The sequence below is a fragment of the Aneurinibacillus tyrosinisolvens genome (genome assembly GCF_001015055.1).
GTDB lineage: Bacteria > Bacillota > Bacilli > Aneurinibacillales > Aneurinibacillaceae > Aneurinibacillus_A > Aneurinibacillus_A tyrosinisolvens.
The window spans coordinates 71,907-88,936 of sequence record NZ_BBWZ01000015.1 but is presented as its reverse complement, the minus strand read 5'-3'; the positions used below and the strand labels follow the sequence as shown (position 1 = coordinate 88,936).

Annotated in this window: 18 protein-coding genes and 2 pseudogenes; 6 read left to right on the top strand and 14 right to left on the bottom strand. The window is 42.4% G+C overall.

Annotated features, from left to right (window positions below; all coding sequences use genetic code 11):
• Nucleotides 1-130 precede the first annotated feature (130 nt).
• Nucleotides 131-1,663 (bottom strand): phospholipase D-like domain-containing protein, encoded by a 1,533-nt coding sequence (locus MBEAL2_RS14930; RefSeq protein WP_047153066.1) that lies wholly within the window; start codon nt 1,661-1,663, stop codon nt 131-133.
• Nucleotides 1,664-2,317: 654 nt separating this feature from the next.
• Between MBEAL2_RS14930 and MBEAL2_RS14925 the strand changes: the two genes are divergently transcribed.
• Nucleotides 2,318-2,593: a DUF2642 domain-containing protein gene (locus tag MBEAL2_RS14925; protein ID WP_047153065.1), complete on the top strand. Its 276-nt coding sequence runs from the start codon at nt 2,318-2,320 to the stop codon at nt 2,591-2,593.
• Nucleotides 2,594-2,811: 218 nt separating this feature from the next.
• On the opposite strand, the gene trpB is transcribed toward MBEAL2_RS14925, so the two are convergent.
• The 4 genes from trpB to MBEAL2_RS30270 all read right to left on the bottom strand — a co-directional run bounded on the left by trpB (nt 2,812) and on the right by MBEAL2_RS30270 (nt 5,504).
• Complete coding sequence (gene trpB, locus MBEAL2_RS14920) at nt 2,812-3,978, bottom strand: tryptophan synthase subunit beta (RefSeq protein WP_047153064.1); 1,167 nt, start codon at nt 3,976-3,978, stop codon at nt 2,812-2,814.
• A gap of 75 nt (nt 3,979-4,053) precedes the next feature.
• A complete protein-coding gene (locus MBEAL2_RS32925; RefSeq protein WP_236692865.1) occupies nt 4,054-4,686 on the bottom strand; it encodes an FGGY-family carbohydrate kinase in 633 nt (210 codons plus the stop codon).
• Nucleotides 4,640-5,320, bottom strand: a complete 681-nt coding sequence (locus MBEAL2_RS32920) for an FGGY family carbohydrate kinase (RefSeq protein ID WP_052947736.1) — start codon at nt 5,318-5,320, stop codon at nt 4,640-4,642. The genes MBEAL2_RS32925 and MBEAL2_RS32920 overlap by 47 nt, the downstream gene beginning before the upstream one ends.
• 19 nt (nt 5,321-5,339) lie before the next feature.
• Nucleotides 5,340-5,504, bottom strand: coding sequence for a hypothetical protein (locus tag MBEAL2_RS30270; RefSeq protein WP_201780822.1), 165 nt, complete (start codon nt 5,502-5,504; stop codon nt 5,340-5,342).
• Between the two features lie 274 nt (nt 5,505-5,778).
• On the opposite strand from MBEAL2_RS30270, the gene MBEAL2_RS14910 reads away from it, so the two are divergent.
• Complete coding sequence (locus tag MBEAL2_RS14910) at nt 5,779-7,077, top strand: aminotransferase class I/II-fold pyridoxal phosphate-dependent enzyme (RefSeq protein ID WP_047153063.1); 1,299 nt, start codon at nt 5,779-5,781, stop codon at nt 7,075-7,077.
• Nucleotides 7,078-7,214: 137 nt separating this feature from the next.
• On the opposite strand, the gene MBEAL2_RS14905 is transcribed toward MBEAL2_RS14910, so the two are convergent.
• From MBEAL2_RS14905 to MBEAL2_RS14890, 4 genes and pseudogenes are all read right to left on the bottom strand, one after another.
• Nucleotides 7,215-8,048, bottom strand: coding sequence for a hypothetical protein (locus MBEAL2_RS14905; protein ID WP_052947735.1), 834 nt, complete (start codon nt 8,046-8,048; stop codon nt 7,215-7,217).
• A 186-nt stretch (nt 8,049-8,234) separates the two neighbouring features.
• Nucleotides 8,235-8,624: pseudogene (locus MBEAL2_RS14900) on the bottom strand (SRPBCC family protein); the annotation flags it as partial.
• A gap of 998 nt (nt 8,625-9,622) precedes the next feature.
• A pseudogene (locus MBEAL2_RS14895) lies at nt 9,623-9,823 on the bottom strand (cupin domain-containing protein); the annotation flags it as partial.
• Nucleotides 9,824-9,858: 35 nt separating this feature from the next.
• Nucleotides 9,859-10,527, bottom strand: a complete 669-nt coding sequence (locus tag MBEAL2_RS14890; RefSeq protein ID WP_047153062.1) for a GntR family transcriptional regulator — start codon at nt 10,525-10,527, stop codon at nt 9,859-9,861.
• Between the two features lie 163 nt (nt 10,528-10,690).
• Between MBEAL2_RS14890 and MBEAL2_RS31810 the strand changes: the two genes are divergently transcribed.
• Together MBEAL2_RS31810 and MBEAL2_RS33995 are read left to right on the top strand one after the other, a co-directional pair.
• Nucleotides 10,691-10,840, top strand: a complete 150-nt coding sequence (locus tag MBEAL2_RS31810; RefSeq protein ID WP_161798215.1) for a hypothetical protein — start codon at nt 10,691-10,693, stop codon at nt 10,838-10,840.
• Nucleotides 10,801-11,037, top strand: coding sequence for a LysE family translocator (locus MBEAL2_RS33995; protein ID WP_082129957.1), 237 nt, complete (start codon nt 10,801-10,803; stop codon nt 11,035-11,037). Before MBEAL2_RS31810 ends, MBEAL2_RS33995 begins: the two co-directional genes overlap by 40 nt.
• Here the strand turns inward: MBEAL2_RS33995 and MBEAL2_RS14885 are convergent.
• The gene (locus MBEAL2_RS14885) at nt 10,959-11,195 is read right to left on the bottom strand and encodes an FMN-binding negative transcriptional regulator (protein ID WP_052947734.1); all 237 of its coding nucleotides are present in this window, start codon (nt 11,193-11,195) and stop codon (nt 10,959-10,961) included. The two genes, MBEAL2_RS33995 and MBEAL2_RS14885, sit on opposite strands and share 79 nt — an antisense overlap.
• 42 nt (nt 11,196-11,237) lie before the next feature.
• Entirely contained in the window at nt 11,238-12,377 is a 1,140-nt protein-coding gene (locus MBEAL2_RS14880; RefSeq protein ID WP_047153061.1) for an aminotransferase class V-fold PLP-dependent enzyme, read from the bottom strand.
• Nucleotides 12,378-12,578: 201 nt separating this feature from the next.
• On the opposite strand from MBEAL2_RS14880, the gene MBEAL2_RS14875 reads away from it, so the two are divergent.
• Entirely contained in the window at nt 12,579-12,938 is a 360-nt protein-coding gene (locus MBEAL2_RS14875) for a hypothetical protein (RefSeq protein ID WP_047153060.1), read from the top strand.
• Between the two features lie 5 nt (nt 12,939-12,943).
• Here the strand turns inward: MBEAL2_RS14875 and MBEAL2_RS14870 are convergent, their stop codons facing one another.
• The 3 genes from MBEAL2_RS14870 to MBEAL2_RS14860 are packed head-to-tail and all read right to left on the bottom strand — an operon-like array spanning nt 12,944 to nt 16,008.
• Nucleotides 12,944-13,762 carry a DUF817 domain-containing protein gene (locus MBEAL2_RS14870; RefSeq protein ID WP_047153059.1) on the bottom strand — a complete coding sequence of 273 codons (819 nt, stop codon included), beginning with the start codon at nt 13,760-13,762 and terminating at the stop codon, nt 12,944-12,946.
• A gap of 47 nt (nt 13,763-13,809) precedes the next feature.
• Complete coding sequence (locus MBEAL2_RS14865; RefSeq protein ID WP_047153058.1) at nt 13,810-14,550, bottom strand: hypothetical protein; 741 nt, start codon at nt 14,548-14,550, stop codon at nt 13,810-13,812.
• Between the two features lie 39 nt (nt 14,551-14,589).
• A complete protein-coding gene (locus tag MBEAL2_RS14860; RefSeq protein ID WP_152667801.1) occupies nt 14,590-16,008 on the bottom strand; it encodes a YncE family protein in 1,419 nt (472 codons plus the stop codon).
• A 321-nt stretch (nt 16,009-16,329) separates the two neighbouring features.
• Here MBEAL2_RS14860 and MBEAL2_RS14855 point away from each other — a divergent pair, with 321 nt between their 5' ends.
• The gene (locus tag MBEAL2_RS14855) at nt 16,330-16,944 is read left to right on the top strand and encodes a LysE family translocator (RefSeq protein WP_047153056.1); all 615 of its coding nucleotides are present in this window, start codon (nt 16,330-16,332) and stop codon (nt 16,942-16,944) included.
• Nucleotides 16,945-17,030: the final 86 nt, after the last annotated feature.

Genomic DNA, 17,030 nt, shown 5'->3' with positions numbered 1-17,030 from the left:
CTGGCACGTGACACAGCATCCATACTGCATCAAGTTTCTCCTTTTCTTAAATAGAATGAAATTTACTCTTAATCACAGATCCACTGTGCGTAGTACAAACTGCCGTGAGGCAGCAGAGCGTATGCGCCGGCTATAACAACGGGGAAAGCAGGCGAGCTCCTTGCTCGAGAATACGTTGTGAAAGGGAGCGCTGCAGCAAGTCTTCGATGCGCAACGGCACAGAATCAGTGAGATCGCGCTCGAATTGCTCTGTGAGTTCCCGTGCCACATCGATACTGTACAAGACTTCGCACACCTCGTAATTGAGGCGAAAACTTCTCAGATCATAGTTTGCGGCGCCTATTTCGGCAATCTCCTCATCGATAATCATCTGCTTTGCATGCAGCATGCCTTTGTCATATAGATAGATATGAACCCCGGCTTCCAACAGTTCTCCGTAATAGGTGCGGCTTGCAAGGCCGACGACTTTTTGATCCACGTGGTGAGGAACCAGCAATCTTACGCGCACACCGCGCGCCACGGCTGTCTTTATCCCATTGATGATATCTGCATCGGGTATAAAGTAGGGGGTGGTGATATCAATAGTCTTGGCCGCTTGTGTCAGGCAAATGAAGTAAGCCTGCCGGATGACGGGAGTAGGAATGCCAGGATTCCCTTCCAACGTGTGCACATACGCTTTATGCAACGCTTCTGCGCTTGGAGAGGTTTCTACGCCGGTGCTCTCCATGGTACCCAACTCAGTGCCCGATTCTGCCGACCATCCGGAAAGAGCTGTCCTGCCGGGTGGAGCACTGTTCTGCGATTTACGCCCTGGACCCTGAATGGGCTTTCGCGTATCTTCAGCTTTCGTGTTCCAGCGTGTCCTCGCCTTCCTCCGTTCCGGCGAAGCGATGTGCCAATGGGCGTCGAAAATAGCCTGCAAATCGACTGGAGCTTCACCTGTGATTCGCAAATGAGTGTCGCGCCAGAACCCTACATTCGGCTTCAATCCGGTATACTCATATCCGACGTTGATCCCCCCTGTAAAAGCTTCCTTTCCGTCGATTATGACAATCTTACAATGATCCCGATAATTCCAATTGGACATGATCCAAGGGAAACTCAATGGAAACATCGTCCGGCATTCAATCCCTGCCTCCATCATCTGAATAATCTTACGCCTTGGAAATTTCCGGCTCCCCCAACCATCTCTCACAAAGCGGACCCGAACACCGGCTGCGGCGCGTTCCATCAGCAGGCTCGTGATGCGTCTACCAATTTGATCATCCCGAAATATGTAATATTCCACATCAATCATTTTTTGGGCGTTCTGTAGGGATTCGATGAGTTTTTCATAGGTTTCAATGCCGTTTATAAGTACTTGGACTTGGCCAGTCCGAAGCCCATGTACGGTCAAATGCCGTAAAGCATGAGCGATAACTGAAGCTGAACGGCTAAATGAATCAGGCAACGTGTCCGACTCATTATGCGGAGATGTCAGTCTTTCTCGACGGCGAATATGCACGGGATTCGTTGTGCTGAGATAGAGTCCGAAACCGATGACAGGTAAGATGAGACAGATGACCAGCCAATTCAATGCCTTGGCCGGCCTGCGCACCTCGCGGATTGCTACAATTAACATAAAGAACGTATTTAATAGGTACAGCCCAAGAATCCACACCAATTGGAATTCCTCCCTTGTTTATCCTATAATATGTACAGACTAGGATGCGCGTATACGTTTGAAATTTGGAATAATACGCTCGGGAGTTGGAATCATGTACATGGCAGGAAAGCGCTGTGGGCATACTTCTTGATTTAGGAAGGATAGTGATAGTTTAAAAGCCGTTCCGTATCCAGAACGGCTGCTTTCGTTTACATTTTGGATAGTAGCGGATGTTTTAATAATTAAATGACCGTATGAAACCATTACCTTATTTTTGTCCAAAGCGAACCGCTAAAGCCACCCGTCTTATTTAATGCCTTTATTTGTGTAAACTCTCTCCCTATTTGAAGATACAATTCACCAGAACTCATTCTTCTTCCTCGAGGAACATCTGCCCATCTTCCTAATATCGTGTAGCCAGTAGGTCCACCTGCCTAATTTTTATATAAGAATAACTGTGTCAAAACAAAACCAGATAGTAACCAATCAAAAAAGTAAGAAAAACCTCTTTTGCAACGTAAGAAGAATATTGGCTGAACCATTTGAAAAACAAATTACAGGGTCATGTAGTTACAAATAAAAGGATCAATTAGCAATTTGGGTATCTGTCCTAGGTCATCTTCCTGCCTTCCGCATATATTTCTATTACGGCTAAAAATTAGGGAGGTAAACATGCATTATCCGTTTTATCGCCATTATGTTTATCCTGTATCAGACCAAATTGAACTCGTACCTGATACAAGAGAATCCACTGTCATGAATACTGTAACATTCACGAAACAACTTCTGAATCATTTGCAGCAGCGAAGGGGAAGGAAAATATCCGTTGCTACTCCCGTTGAAATCATTACAGGAACATTAGAGGAGGTTTACTCCGATCATATTTTAGTCTCCAATGAGGGAGAAGATTATCACATCAGACTTGAGGGGATTATCTATATTAATTAAAAATAAAAAAGATACAGATAGAAACAATCGAGTATTTGGTTTCCTGTAAAGCGCCTGCTTTTTTTGCAACACACAAATTGTGTAGTTTTGTGTGCCTATAAACTTTCGAGGAGAATACTGCTGATTATAGTAGTTGCTCTTTATGTCCACTTAGAAAGCATAAAAAAAAGCATGGTAAAGAACCTTTTCCGATTCTTTACCATGCTTTTCAAACAATTTTATTTCTTCAGCATCTCAAATACCTGTTCTACGTCCTTATCGCCGCGCCCGGAAATATTAATAATAATGCTCTGTTCTTCATTCAAAGTTGCAGCCAGTTTCATTCCATAGGCTACAGCATGGGCGCTTTCAAGGGCGGGGATAATTCCTTCTACTTTGGCTAACGCCTGGAAAGCTTCGAGCACTTCCTCATTCGTTACCGCTACATATTCTGCGCGGCCTGACGTTTTTAAATGGCTATGCTCCGGTCCGCTCCCAGGATAATCGAGCCCGGCAGCGATGGAATAGGTGGGCATTGGATTTCCTTTTTCATCCTGCAGGACTAAACATTTAAATCCATGCAGCAATCCGGCTGTCCCCTGGGTTAACGTTGCTGCCCGGGACGGTTCTACACCGATGAGGCGAACCTCTGTATCAGGTATATACTCCGCAAAAGAACCGATGGCATTGCTTCCGCCACCTATGCAAGCAACAACGGCATGCGGAAGACGGCCTTCTTTTTCAAGGATTTGATTCCTGCTTTCTTTACTAATAACAGACTGGAAATGTTTCACCATTGTAGGAAACGGGTGGGGTCCTACAGCCGAACCCAACAGATAGAAGGTATTTTCATAGTTTTGCACTAAATCGGCAAAAGCTTCATCTACTGCGTCCTTCAAACGGCCCTGTCCTTTAGAAACAGCCACCACTTTAGCACCCAGCAACTCCATCCGGAATACATTAAGTGCCTGGCGTTTCGTATCTTCAGCACCCATATAGATGATGCAATCCATCCCGAACATCGCACATGCGGTAGCTGTGGCAACGCCATGCTGACCTGCACCGGTCTCCGCAATCACACGTTTTGCACCCATTCGTTTCGCTAATAGAATCTGTCCAATTACATTGTTAATTTTATGGGAACCTGTATGGTTTAAATCTTCCCGCTTTAAGTAGATTTTCGCCCCGCCGGCGTTATTCGTTAAGCGTTCAGCGAAATATAGCGGGGTCTGTCTGCCTACATATTCTTTCAAATAATACTGAAATTCTTCATTAAACTCAGGTTCATCCTTGTATTTCAAAAATTGCTCTTCAAGAATGTCCAGCACATTTTGAAGTTCCGCAGGAACGAAACTCCCTCCAAACTCTCCGAAATAACCTCTCTCAACTTGCTCTACTTGACTCATCTAATCTCAACTCCTTAGTTTTTGAAAGTCGTACAATAGAAATTGTAACATGATACTATGAAAAATGGAATATTGCTAATTTAAGCTAAATATAGGTTCTAATGCAGGATAAAGCATTGTGTATTTTTTATATTTACGTTTATAATGCGCTGCCTTCGTTTTATCCGGAATATAACGCTTAAATATTTGATAGGATAACGACTTTTGATAAAAATCATAATAACTTTGTTCCCAGCCTAAACAGATAAAGCCTAAAGCTGCAGCGCCGATGGAAGTAAGATATTCAGATTCCTGAGGGACAATTACTTCCATATCAAAAATATCAGCAATGATCTGATTCCAAATTACACTCTTGCTTCCTCCACCAATTAGAGACAACCGGCTTTTATCTGAAGAAACAAGCTCCATAGCCTGCTTCATCCCCATTGCTACGCCTTCTAAGACGGCACAGCACATTTCTGCTTTCGTAGTAGTAGGTCTAATTCCAATAAAAGATCCAGAGGCATTTGGATTTTGAACAGGGCAACGTTCACGGTTCAAATAGGGCAGGAAAAGAATATCGTTTTTCCCTCGATCACAAGACTGCATAAGCTTCTCCGCCTCTTGAAAGGCAAAATCATTATTGTACTCACTGCTATTACCAAAGACTGAAACGGCCCATTTATGTGCATTCCCAGCATTCATTAACGGCGCGATCGCAATATACAATTCCTTTTCCGCAGCGGGTAACCCCTGCTCCTATTGTTGCAGCACCCGCATCCCCGATACCGCATAATACCGGAGTGCCTGCCGCAAGGCCGGTTATTTTAGAGGCTTGTTCATTCACATGCCCAGCGATTTCATCGGAAGGACAAATAACCGGAAGTTTTTCCGATTCTATGTTATATCGATACAGCCACTCGCTTTCCCACTGCCTCTTGCTTACATTCATAACCCCAACTGTTGCTGCAGATGTTGGATCCGTTACATTCCGGCCGGTTAGTTGCCGAATGACGTAATCTTTTGCACTAATTAAAAACACAGAAGTTTGCTGATAGATTTCCGGCTCTTGCTCTTTAATCCACAGGATCTTTGGAAATGTGAGTGTGCCGTCCAAATGATTTCCGGTAATATTTCGTATCGCCGGCGTTCCAAGATCTTGGTTCATTCGTTCAGCTTGTTCAGCGGCGCGGCTATCCGAATAGAGAATAGCCGGTCTGGCCGGATTTCCTTCGTGAGTAACAGGTATACAATCCTGCATTTGACCGCTAAACGAAATCGCAGCAATATCCTCCGCATAAATCCCGGCAGATAACCCTTTTACATTTGTTGTCCCGATATCGAAGGAGGCAATATATAACACGGTTTCTCACTTCTTTCCTTCATAGACGTGAACCACGTTCCATTCTTTGTAAGAGAACAGCAGCGATTACAATAAGTCCTGTAATGACATCCTGCATAAATGGCGGTACTTCCAGAATCGTTAATCCATTAGCCAGAATTCCAATAATCGCGGCTCCAACAAATGTCCCCCAGATATTAGGCACTCCTTCTTTGAAAGAAGTCAAAATAGCCTGACTTTACAACCAACATAAAAGAACTCAACATAGGATTATATCATTCAACGTACGCTCCTTTCAGTAGCAATCTCTTTTCTGGATCTAGATATATTATTACATTTGTAACATAATAAAAGTAAGATGTAGAGAGGAATCATGATAAAATTTTGTTTAAAGACGGCCCCATTGAAATTTTTTGTCTTATATCCAGATTAATTCGACAATGGATAGCGGTTCCCATTATCTGAAAGGAAGAGAAAAAATGAATTCACTTGTAAAAAAATTAAACGAAACAATCGAACAAGAAAATCCTCATGTTTATTCAATGCTTTCCTCTCTGGGAAAAGCGATTTATTTTCCAAAGGAAGGGATACTTAGCCAATCCGCTGAAGCGAAGGCCAAGGCGAAAAAATTTAACGCGACGATCGGGATTGCAATTGAAAACGGACAGCCCATGCATTTAGAAGTCATTCAGGAAACACTGTCTGCCTACGCTCCCAAGGATCTGTATGAATATGCTCCTCCTGCAGGGAAACCTGAGCTGCGCTCGGTTTGGCGAAAAAAGATTTTGGCTGAAACGCCGTCTCTTGAAGGAAAAGTTTTTAGTAACCCTATTGTCACGAATGCGCTCACGCACGGTTTGAGTATTGCAGCCGATTTATTTGTCGACCAGAACGATGCGATTATTGTTCCGGATAAAAACTGGGAGAATTATGAGATTACTTTCGGGATCCGCCGGGGAGCGCAATTGGTGAATTATCCGCTCTACAATTCGGCCGGTAAATTTAATGCTGCTGGCCTTAAGGAAGCTATCCTGGCCCAAAAGGAAAGCGGCAAAGCCATTGTACTTCTAAACTTCCCGAACAACCCTACCGGTTACACTCCAGGAGCGGAAGAAGGAGAAGAAATCGTTGCTGCTGTACTGGCAGGAGCGGAGGCAGGGATTAACGTTGTCGTTCTGACAGATGACGCCTACTACGGGCTATTTTTCGAAGACTCCATTCGGGAGTCGCTGTTCGGAAAATTAGCGAATATCCACCCTCGAGTATTAGCGGTGAAGATCGATGGTGCAACGAAAGAAGAATACGTCTGGGGATTCCGGGTGGGCTTTATCACATTCGCGGCACAAAGCGAGTCACTGCTTTCCGCGTTGGAACAGAAGACAATGGGAATTATCCGGGCTACCATTTCCAGCGGACCGCACCCGTCGCAAACGTTTGTTTTAAAGGCACTTCAGTCTCCGGAATACGCAGCTCAGAAGCAAGAGAAATATGGGATTATGAAAAGCCGAGCCAATCGGGTTAAACAGGTTCTTGATTCCGGTAAATACAACGATGTCTGGGATTACTATCCGTTCAACTCCGGCTATTTCATGTGTCTGAAGCTTAATACGGTTGATGCGGAAACGCTGCGTACTCATCTTCTGGAAAATTACGGGGTAGGTACGATTGCACTCGGTGCAACAGACTTACGTGTGGCATTTTCTTGTGTTGAGGAATCGGATATTGAAGAATTGTTCGCGGATATTTATCAGGGTGTTAAAGATATCGAGAAGATGTAACAATAAATACAATTATACTGATCAGAATAGGGATGCCATAATTTAAGCATCCCTTTCTTTCGTGGATAATTGTACATATATAAATGGTTCGGGAATGAAGTCCACTACATAATCATTTCAGATCTCAGCCGGTGTCGTTATTTATTGACCGACACCGCAATCTTCAGCGCCTCGAGAGGCACCTTATCTGTTTCCAACTCATAAATTACGTTTCCATCCTGCCAGTAGATACCAACATATACCTCTTTCCCTCCAGACCGGTACTCTACTTTCACGCGGCCCTTATCTTTAGGGGCAGGTAAGGAGTGGTTTTCCAAATAAGCAACCATTTTCCTCGCAATACCCTGATTGTTCATTTGATCTGTCAGAAGTGAATGAATCTGCAGAATCCAATTTCCTTCACGCCAGTTCAAATAGGAATGGCCGGCTGCGCCTTCTGAAAACCCCTTGATGCCGTGACCCAGATCTACAGCTTCAGGGCCACCTTCAACATTTATTGGCGGAAAAACATCTGTGGCACTACTCTGATCTTCATAGGTCCTCGCTATAAAAGAAGCAATAACGGGTACATTTCTGTTTGGCTGCAGAGATTTATCATTAATAGGAAGAGCCTTTTTGGTTTGATAAAAAATAACTTCGTATGACTGCGCTCCATTGCTTTCTATAGAAGCCGTCAAGTGATGACCAGCGTCAATCGGAAAGGAAGAAGGAATCATTGCACCCTCCATCTTCAACTTGCTTTTCACCTCACTGACCACATCAGCAGTGGACTTTGTTTGATCAATGCCTTTGTCAGCTGCTTGATTACCCTGATTGCTGTTATCGCTCTGAGAAGGCGGCGTTTGGGCCGAAGCTGCCACACTCTGTGAGTTGCTCGGTTCACTTCTGCTAGTGCCGGCTCCGCAGGCAATCAGAGTAACAGAAATCGCCAGTGTCGTCGGTAACACAATAGAGTAAAACCTATTTCTCATTTGTCATCCCTCTGTGTATTAGAATTGTCGGTATAGATGCTTTACCGTACCTCTCTTTCTAGACGCTGGACTCCTTCGAAATGTTGCGAAAGCCAGCCGGAAAGGGTTAACTTGGTAAGATTAACCCATATTCTCAGCAATCTTTTTCAATTCCGCTGCACGGGAAGCAATAAAGTCTCTCATTTACTTTTGCAAAAACAATTTATCGGCGATAACTCCAGCTAAACCTAATGGGGACTTATACTGAAATATATCCACCATGATTGTCCCATTCCCTTCTTCCACGAACTGGTGTGTATGAATGAAAGAATGGAAGGCTCCCTTCAGCATAATGTCTACAAATTTATAAGGTTTCTCCATTGTTATTACCCTGGCTGTTAGCTTTTGTTTGATACCGAAGTGAACAGCTTCCCAGGTAACCATGTCTCCTTCCTCTAATAACCTTTCTGTAACGCCACCGACAGCTCTTTCTTTTGTTTTAGAGGTTGTTTGTGTATGAATATCCACATTCCTCGCAAGGTCAAAACATACTGTAACAGGCGCCTTAATAAATTGTTGATGCTTAATAACAGGCACTTCATCCCCTCCTTTCATAAGCATTTATAAAGCGCTACTCTATTTTGATCATCTTCTTGATTCTACCGAATACCCATATACCCAGGTAAATACCTGCCAAATTAAAAATAAAATCATCAATATCCAATGTACCACGGTGGGATGAACAGACCAATATTTCCCGCCAAATTGTATACAGCTATAGAAAGATCTGCCTTGCCTACAAAATAGTAGGAAATTGTCTGGAACGGAAGTAGGTTATATCGGTTATACGTTTGATTTGAGGGGCGAAAAAACAACAGTATAAGTAAAGAAACACTATACAGGATAATAAATAAGCTGAATATGCGATACGGAATTAGGATAGGCTGTTGGAAGTGATAAAAATATCAATTGGGATACACCCAGTGATATGTATAACCACCTTTTCGGGAAGCTCTTCACATTATAATCTCCTATTTTAAAAAAATACCTGCTCGGCAGCGGAATCAAAAGAGCATTACTGACATAATCAGCAATGCTCTTCACTTGAAAAACAACGATATATTCTTAAATTGGAATAGGCACGAGCAAAGTACAGCAGCTTATTTTACTTGAGTTAAGCCTTCCCATCCCGATAAACAGCAGAAAGTTTTACTAATTCACCATGAAAAAGATTAGAAGAAAATTGTATCATTTTAATCCCCTTTAAATTTGTGTATACAAAAAAGCAACCTTCTTGTCGCACCATAACCGGGTTATTTTAAACGTGCTCATAAAATCCTTCCTATATTGAAAAAATAAGGTGAAACTACTGCTGAATGGAGAGATGTATATGAACTTAAACCTGCCTGTCGTCACGTGTCCAAATTGCAATTCACGAAAAGAAATCCACTTCGTATTAACTGCACAATCCAATCAAAATGTAATCTACAACTGCCCTGATTGCGGTTATGAGTTAAGGGATATTGAAACAAGTAAAGGCTAAAAGATAAATAATAACACAAGTGTTGATTAACCAAAAAAGCAGGCTAAAACTAATCAATAAACAATTCACCTTCGAGCACGATGAATAATTCATCCGAATCGGGATGATAATGCCATTCATACTCTCCGGTAAAAACTGCAAAACGCAGACAGCTGTCATTTACGTGGCTTACGACAAAATTTCTATACGTTTCACGAATTTCCTGGCCGAGGTGATGAAGATTGATTACTTCTAGCCGGCTCTGCGCACTCATTTTTCACTCCCCCTTTAAATAACGGAATTAATTTATCACTGCTGTTCCTGCAGTCTGGAATAGAACACATCAATAGGACGAAGCCAATTGGTTCGTGCGATACTCGCAGCGGTCTCTTTATCTTGACATTCAAAAGCCTTCAGGATTCCTTCATGTTCTTCGATGGAGTCCGTTGTAAGGATAATAGATTTGTGGAAGAAAAGCCGGCGAACGTGTGCCTGGAGTGTCGATATCGTACTTGCAATATACGGATTTTGGGCAACCTCAACAATAGCATTATGGAATTGTTCATCCAGCTTTAACGCGGAATAAAAATCGCCCCTTTCAACGGCTTGCGAAAATTCGGTATTGATATTACGCTGCGAATCAATCGTTTGTTGACTAATAGCCGGCGTGGCGAGTTCTGCAGCTAAGGCTTGTAACACGGCTAAGGGCGGTAAGATTTTTGATACATCTTCTTTATTGACCGGCGTAACCTGAGTAGCCACGCCCGGGTGCATCTCGACAAAGCCTTGGACACTAAGCAATTGCAAGGCTTCCCGAATAGGAGTCCGGCTCACTCCCAGTGCCTGGGCCAGTTCAGCATCATTGAGCTTTTCTTCAGACTGAAGAGTACCATCAATAATCCATTCTTGTATTTGAGAAAATGCACGCTCTTTGGCAGATAAGCGAGCAGGTGTCGAAAATTTTTTAGGTATTGGCATTCGATTCCCTCTCTTGCTTCGGTAACGAAATATAATCTATTGTAGTATATCTCATTGATATATCAGACACAACTTGCATGCGATATATTGCATATAGGTTTTATTTTTGTTATGATCGATATGTAATATATTGGGTATTTCGATGCCAATAAGGAGGTTTTGTATGGAGCACTTTTATTTGTTCTTTCTAACAACGATTGCCCTTGTTATTGCACCTGGAGCTGATACCGTATTGGCAACAAAGAATACGCTGGAGCTATTTATCTTCTCTACATGGGGATATCGACCCTTTTTTCAAAGAAGGATCATCTAACGGTTGAGACAATCATTCTTGATAAGACCGCTATTCCTTACACCGCAACTCAGCGGGAAAACTCGTGTTTTTTACAAGGGATTTTATCCAATTTGCTTAACCCTAAAGCCGTTATTTTCTATTTCACCTTTATTCCGCAGTTTATCGTTCCGGGCCAGTCTATGTCCTGCCAGTGTGGATTCACGCGCGCCATATGACTGTATAAAATTTGGTTCTCTCTATCAACAATAAAAGGCAAATGAGTAGCAAAAGGCAGATTATCTTTCTGAGAAAACAGAACAGCAAAGCTATTGTGCTCAATAAAATCGAAAAGAGCTTCTTTATCGGTTACTTCAAATGATGATGGTATATACATAATTCCCTGTTCCTCCTATTAGTCAAGTATGCAAATATAACGTTACCGGCCATTCATTAAACTGGAAAGTTCATCGATTGCATGCTTTAGCTCGTCCTTTGTGTTATAGAAATGAGGGGCCATTCTTATTACATCCTGCCTTGCAGAAACTGCGATGTTTTTTTCTTTCAACAATCCCTCAATTTCCGATGCCTGTTCCACATAAAAAGACACCAGACTTGTTCTGGATTCAAAAGATTGTGGACCGATAATGTGCAGCCCTTTTTCCTGTCCATAATGCAAGGTGAATTGGGTTAACTCTTGCAAATACGACTCAATGTTATGTATCCCAACTCCAAGCAGCAGCTTTAATGCCTCATACGCCGCATAAACGCTTATAAAGGAAGGCGTACCCGTTTCAAACCGGCGAGCCCCCGCTGCAAAAACAGGGTGATAAATATCAAACGTTGATGCTTTTTCCTGTCCAAGCCAGCCAGTCACTCTCGGTTTTAATTGCTCGGCAAGCTCCTTTTTTATATACAAAAACGCTATGCCCGGGATTCCCAGCATATATTTGCGCGTTCCGGCTGCCAGTATATCAATTTCCATTTCTTTTACATCAATCGGAATATGCCCTGCCGATTGGTAAGCATCCACAAACAAAAGAGAACCTTTTCTATGCACAATGTCCGCAATCGCTTTAAGGTTTTGCTTAAATCCATTGTAATAATATACGTGGGGTATACATGTAAGAATTGTATCATGTGTTACTTCTTTTTCATATTGCTCCAGGTGTACCACTCCACTGGAAGATCGAATCAGGGTAATGTTGTCTTTCATCGTTTCCTGTGCAAGCCATATATGGCCGACAGTAGGGAAATCTATATCTGTGAACACGATTTTATTTTCCCCTTTTTGGTAAGGAAGGGAAGCCGCTATAGCAGAAATGGCATGAGAAACAGAGGATACTACAGCAATCTCATCCGGTTCCGCCCCAATGAGTTCAGCAAATTTCTCCCTCGTCTCCTCTAGTTTTTTCATCGCTTCGTTCCAATTACTGCCTGACAAAAGCAGACCCGCATGATATTCCTCAATCGCTTTGGAAACAGGGCGGGCCAATGCCCCCTGAGAACAGCTAGCCAGATGTACATGAGTGGACAATGTAGGAAATAACGAACGATAAGAATCGTATGGATGAATCATTAGCCCTCCCTTGTGAAAGCACAGTGTGGATTTTTACATACGAAAGAATGCCTCCTTACCTCAATATAATTCGGAATACGGAGTAAAAAACCTGCCAAAAGAAGTGAAATAGCAGCCGAAGAAACTTCGCCGGCTGCTTCCGTTTCCCTTTACTTTTACGTTACGTTAATGTTTAGAATAAGGGAAAGGGGAGGAGAGTTGATGAAGATTAAGGAAATCCCAAACAAGCTGAAAATATCTCCGCGGGCCATTCGCTTTTATGTTAGGGATTGTCAATGGCGGGCTTACAGTCATGCCAATATTTATGATGAAATACAAGCTTGCACCTACGTGAGCCCTAATATGATGGGGCGGGTTCAGGGGTGGCTGGACCCCTTATCCATGCTTTCACAATCGCTGGCACTAAGCCTAATCGCCATGGTTTTTCCTTCAGCAGTTAAAATAGAAACCCTGTTTTACGTAATAGGCTTATCTGTATTGTTCATAGGAGGCTTTTTCTTATTAACACTTCCGTCACTAGTAAAGAAATCGTATGGGCAATCACAGCAAAATATAAGTTAAATCGATTACATTTCCTCTTCTTTGGATTCTTGTACAGAAAGAATGTCCCTTTCCTTTGCCCTATTTAATCCATTCTTTACATGCTTCAACTGTGCAACAATTATAAAGCTGATAACGACAAGCAGAAACCACGAACTAATTTTGCTGACATGGACCACTGTCCAGGCCTCCCGCTGATTGGGGTACTGCCAGGCGCCGAAGAACGTCGCAATATTTTCCGCGATCCAGATAAAAAAGCCGATAAGAACAAACGACAGCACAAGCGGCATTTTGTACGTTGACCCTTCCAGCGAATAGTGTACGTATGTACGAAAAAACAGAACAACCAGCAGCGCCATCAAAATCCAGCGCATGTCGTAGATGTAATGGTTCGTAAAGAAGTTAAGATAAATCAGGGCGCTCAATGAAACTGTCCACATAGCCGCTGGCCATCCATGCAGCTGCAGATGCAATCTACGCCATGCCTGGCACATGTAACTGGCTACGCTGGCGTACATAAAACCGCTGTACAACGGAACACCAAATATCTTAGTCCACGCTTGCTCAGGATATGACCAGGAACCAATATTGACCTTATAGATTTCCAGACCTAAGCCAATAAGATGAAAAACAGCAATGACCTTTAATTCATCTTTTGTTTCAAGGCCGGAACGGTACATTAGGTACTGAATGAACAGGCAGATAAGCAAAATGAGATCGTATCGGTGCAAGATAGGAAGGGTGATTAGTTTGGAAAGGGCAAGCGTTAAAAAAATAGCAACGGGAAAGATGCAAGACATAGCTTGCTGGTAGCCGAAATAAAGCAACTGTCTTAAATACACAATGCAACTCCTCTTTGATTTATCTGCACCGGCAGCCTTTTCAACTCACTTTACTTTTCCATTACATAATCAATTGACCACTTTTTATTTTTGTGAACCAACCGGGCAGTATACCTGGAACGGCCGATATGCCGTCTTAAATCATTATACATTGCATCCATATCAAGAAACTTACCAATCGTATAGATAGGGATCTCGATTGATTTATCAGCTTTTAAAATATTGCTAAAATCAATGAGCAAACCATTAACAGCAAGCGAAAGTAACTGTTTCTTCACCTCTTCAGGAAACGGGTATATCTTCCTTCTCTTTGACGTTGAGACCATGCCAGTTACTTTATTCGCGATGATTTCTTGAAAGTCACTGTAATATTTACAGTAGACTCTGCAAAACCATCCATCATCATGGGCCAGATAAGCATATCGATTCTCAATTTTTTCAAAAAATGGGCTTTCGATAGGCTCGAACATATGCCCAAGATACAGCAATCCCGCTATTTCTGGAGATTCAAGCTTCTCAATGTTTTCTTTTTGATTAAAGTCAACCCAACTGAAGTTTCCGTAACTATATACATCCTCTTTTAAGAAATCTTCCATTTCTTCTTTATCAACGACTTCAAACTGTGTACGGGAACGGAAACCCGGGCTGAAGTACTCTGCTTCCAGCAGCAGCAACTTATTCAATTCTACTGGAGCGTATTTGACAAATTCCCTTAACTCCATTCCGTAATACACAATTTCGTTGTTCTCCGGAAAGGCATTAATATAAAACACATCTCTAAACCTTCTCAAACAAAATTCCTCCTGCTAACTTATCAATCATTCATTCCCTCATTTCCTGTAGAGAGGCATCAGGCTAATGAAATGGCCATTTCCTTTCTTCCGATCCGCAATCTTGTTCGTTTTCAAATCAATTATACACTGCTCCGGGTGCTCACTCCAGTTACTGACATACGCATATCGGAAATCTTCTGAAAATCCATCTACGAAAAAGGCTGTTTTTCCCTCCAAGTGTTCTTCCATTTTCATTGTTTGGAAGTTAAATATATAGATTCCGCTATTTTTTTGCTGCTTGGGCTCAAGGATATATCCGGTCAGCAGCAGTTTCCCGGAGCCCGGTGATAAGCCGAAATCATTAACCGGAAGGTCGACATGATGCTTGATCCGGAGGCTGGACGTATCCATCACTTGTAGCCCTAGAGGGAGTTCACGATATCCCGAAACCCCGTTCGTTTGGGTTTCCACTTCCCTCTTTGTTCCGGTAATGAAAAGAGAGCGGCCATCCGGGCTGATTGCGGCCCGAATATCGGTTCCGGATGCCATTTTCGCCTCTGCGTGCGGAATGAGCCAATGTTGGATTCGCTGAGCTAAAGAAATCGATGGTTTATACGCCTTTTCCTGGATAATCGCCCTTTTTTGCAAATCGATTACAGTTACTTTATTTTGGTCCGCATGTACGATATATAGCCTATTACGTGCCAAATCCCAGGCAACCCCCGGTTTCATTGCGGTTATATTAGGCATTCCGTCCGATCCCGATTCATTTCTTTGGATTTGCCCATCAGCAAGTCCTTTAATATGAATAGCTTGAACGACTTTCTTTTTTTCCAAATCAATAAACAAAAGCTGCGGCGCATCCTTTGCCAGATTATTTTCATCGATTGTTTGTCCGTACATTGCCAGGAGGCCGGAAGGAAGCACGTGCGTCTCATAGGGAGTAAAGAGCTTCGGCAAGCGGAGAACTTCTTCCTCCGTCTTATCCTCAATCATATAACGAACAAGGCTAAAGACCGATGGGACTCCGTGAGTTGCGTCTATCTCGGCTGGAACCGTCCACAAAAGCGAGGAGCCGTCCGGATGATAAATCAATGGGCCGGTACGCTCATCCACCTCTATCTTCTGCTGGACACTCTCTTTCCACGTCGTTCGATCGATGAAGGAAAGCCGGCCTTTTTCATTCTCCTTCCCAGTCGGCCAAATAAAGGCGGCGATCTTCTTTCTATCCGGACTCACTGCATAATTGTAATGATGGCCCAGATCCAATTTGAGTTTATCTGATACAGGTTTCATGGTCACGGGATCGACGGGGGTGCCGGACAATAATCCATTACGGCTTTTATCGTCTTCCACCATAAGTAATGAGGCCGGTTGATTGGGTAGACTTTCCACCTTGCCCTTTCCCAGAGTGTTTTGTCCAGCCTGGCATCCTACACTGAAAACAAGCATGAGGCATAGTATCCATTTCTTCACGGGTTAACCTCCTCCTTTGTTATGGCAAACGCTTTAAACTCAGGGCTTCTATTGATTTCTACTATACTTTTTAAGCATGCCGTCATGACATGGAATAGTGGTAACTTTTATATTATTATGGCTTCTAATTCACAAAAGTCCCTAAAAGATCTTGTATCTGAACTCATACCACCTTGCATTCCTTCCGTTTTTTGTTACGAAAGGTTACCAAAGATTATAATGGGTCTTGATGAAATTGAATTTGGAGTCCCGTCTGAAAAAAGTAGAATAAATCTTCATGAAAAAGTACACATCTAGTCTATAGGAAGTGGGTTTTAGTAAGTGACCTTTGAGATTTGGATTTCATTTGTTTTAGCCTCTTTGCTTATTATTGCAACACCAGGTCCAGTCGTAACTTTATTGATCACTACAAGTATTAGTCAAGGTAAAAGTGCTGCTTTTTCAATGATTCCTGGTACTTTTTTGGGTGACTTAACATCAATGCTATTGTCATTTGCTGGTGTAGGAGTTTTACTACTGGCCTCTCCAACCCTTTTCAGTATTATGAAATTAGTTGGAGCAGCCTATCTTATTTACCTTGGTGTGCGCATTTGGTACGAGTCTGCTAGTAATGCAACAACCCAAAAAAAGCCATCAACTAATAAAAGTAAATCCGCATTAAAGGCATTCTGGGTGACTATTTTAAATCCCAAAAGCTTTTTGTTTTATGTGGCATTCATGCCTCAATTTGTAAGTAAACATGAAGCATTTTTACCCCAGATTTTACTTTTAGGGGCAACATTTCTTGGCTTAGGGTTGTTGAATGACTTTACTTATACCGTAATGGCAAATAAAGTTGTTCGATTTTTGAATAATCAGTCCCAGAAATGGATACATAGAATTGGAGCACTTAATTTGATCATCACCGGAATAGTTATTTTTGTTTTAAAACATTGAATAGTAATAAACAAAAAACCCAGTTATTCTTCCTCTAAAAAAGGATTAACTGGGTTTTTCGTGTCCTCAAATGTCTTAATATGTAT

Coding starts and splice junctions, on each gene's coding strand:
- MBEAL2_RS14925 (WP_047153065.1), top strand. CDS start 2,318: ATGCATTATCCGTTTTATCGCCATTATGTTTATCCTGTATCAGACCAA.
- trpB (WP_047153064.1), bottom strand. CDS start 3,978: ATGAGTCAAGTAGAGCAAGTTGAGAGAGGTTATTTCGGAGAGTTTGGA.
- MBEAL2_RS14910 (WP_047153063.1), top strand. CDS start 5,779: ATGAATTCACTTGTAAAAAAATTAAACGAAACAATCGAACAAGAAAAT.
- MBEAL2_RS14905 (WP_052947735.1), bottom strand. CDS start 8,048: ATGAGAAATAGGTTTTACTCTATTGTGTTACCGACGACACTGGCGATT.
- MBEAL2_RS14890 (WP_047153062.1), bottom strand. CDS start 10,527: ATGCCAATACCTAAAAAATTTTCGACACCTGCTCGCTTATCTGCCAAA.
- MBEAL2_RS31810 (WP_161798215.1), top strand. CDS start 10,691: ATGGAGCACTTTTATTTGTTCTTTCTAACAACGATTGCCCTTGTTATT.
- MBEAL2_RS33995 (WP_082129957.1), top strand. CDS start 10,801: ATGGGGATATCGACCCTTTTTTCAAAGAAGGATCATCTAACGGTTGAG.
- MBEAL2_RS14885 (WP_052947734.1), bottom strand. CDS start 11,195: ATGTATATACCATCATCATTTGAAGTAACCGATAAAGAAGCTCTTTTC.
- MBEAL2_RS14880 (WP_047153061.1), bottom strand. CDS start 12,377: ATGATTCATCCATACGATTCTTATCGTTCGTTATTTCCTACATTGTCC.
- MBEAL2_RS14875 (WP_047153060.1), top strand. CDS start 12,579: ATGAAGATTAAGGAAATCCCAAACAAGCTGAAAATATCTCCGCGGGCC.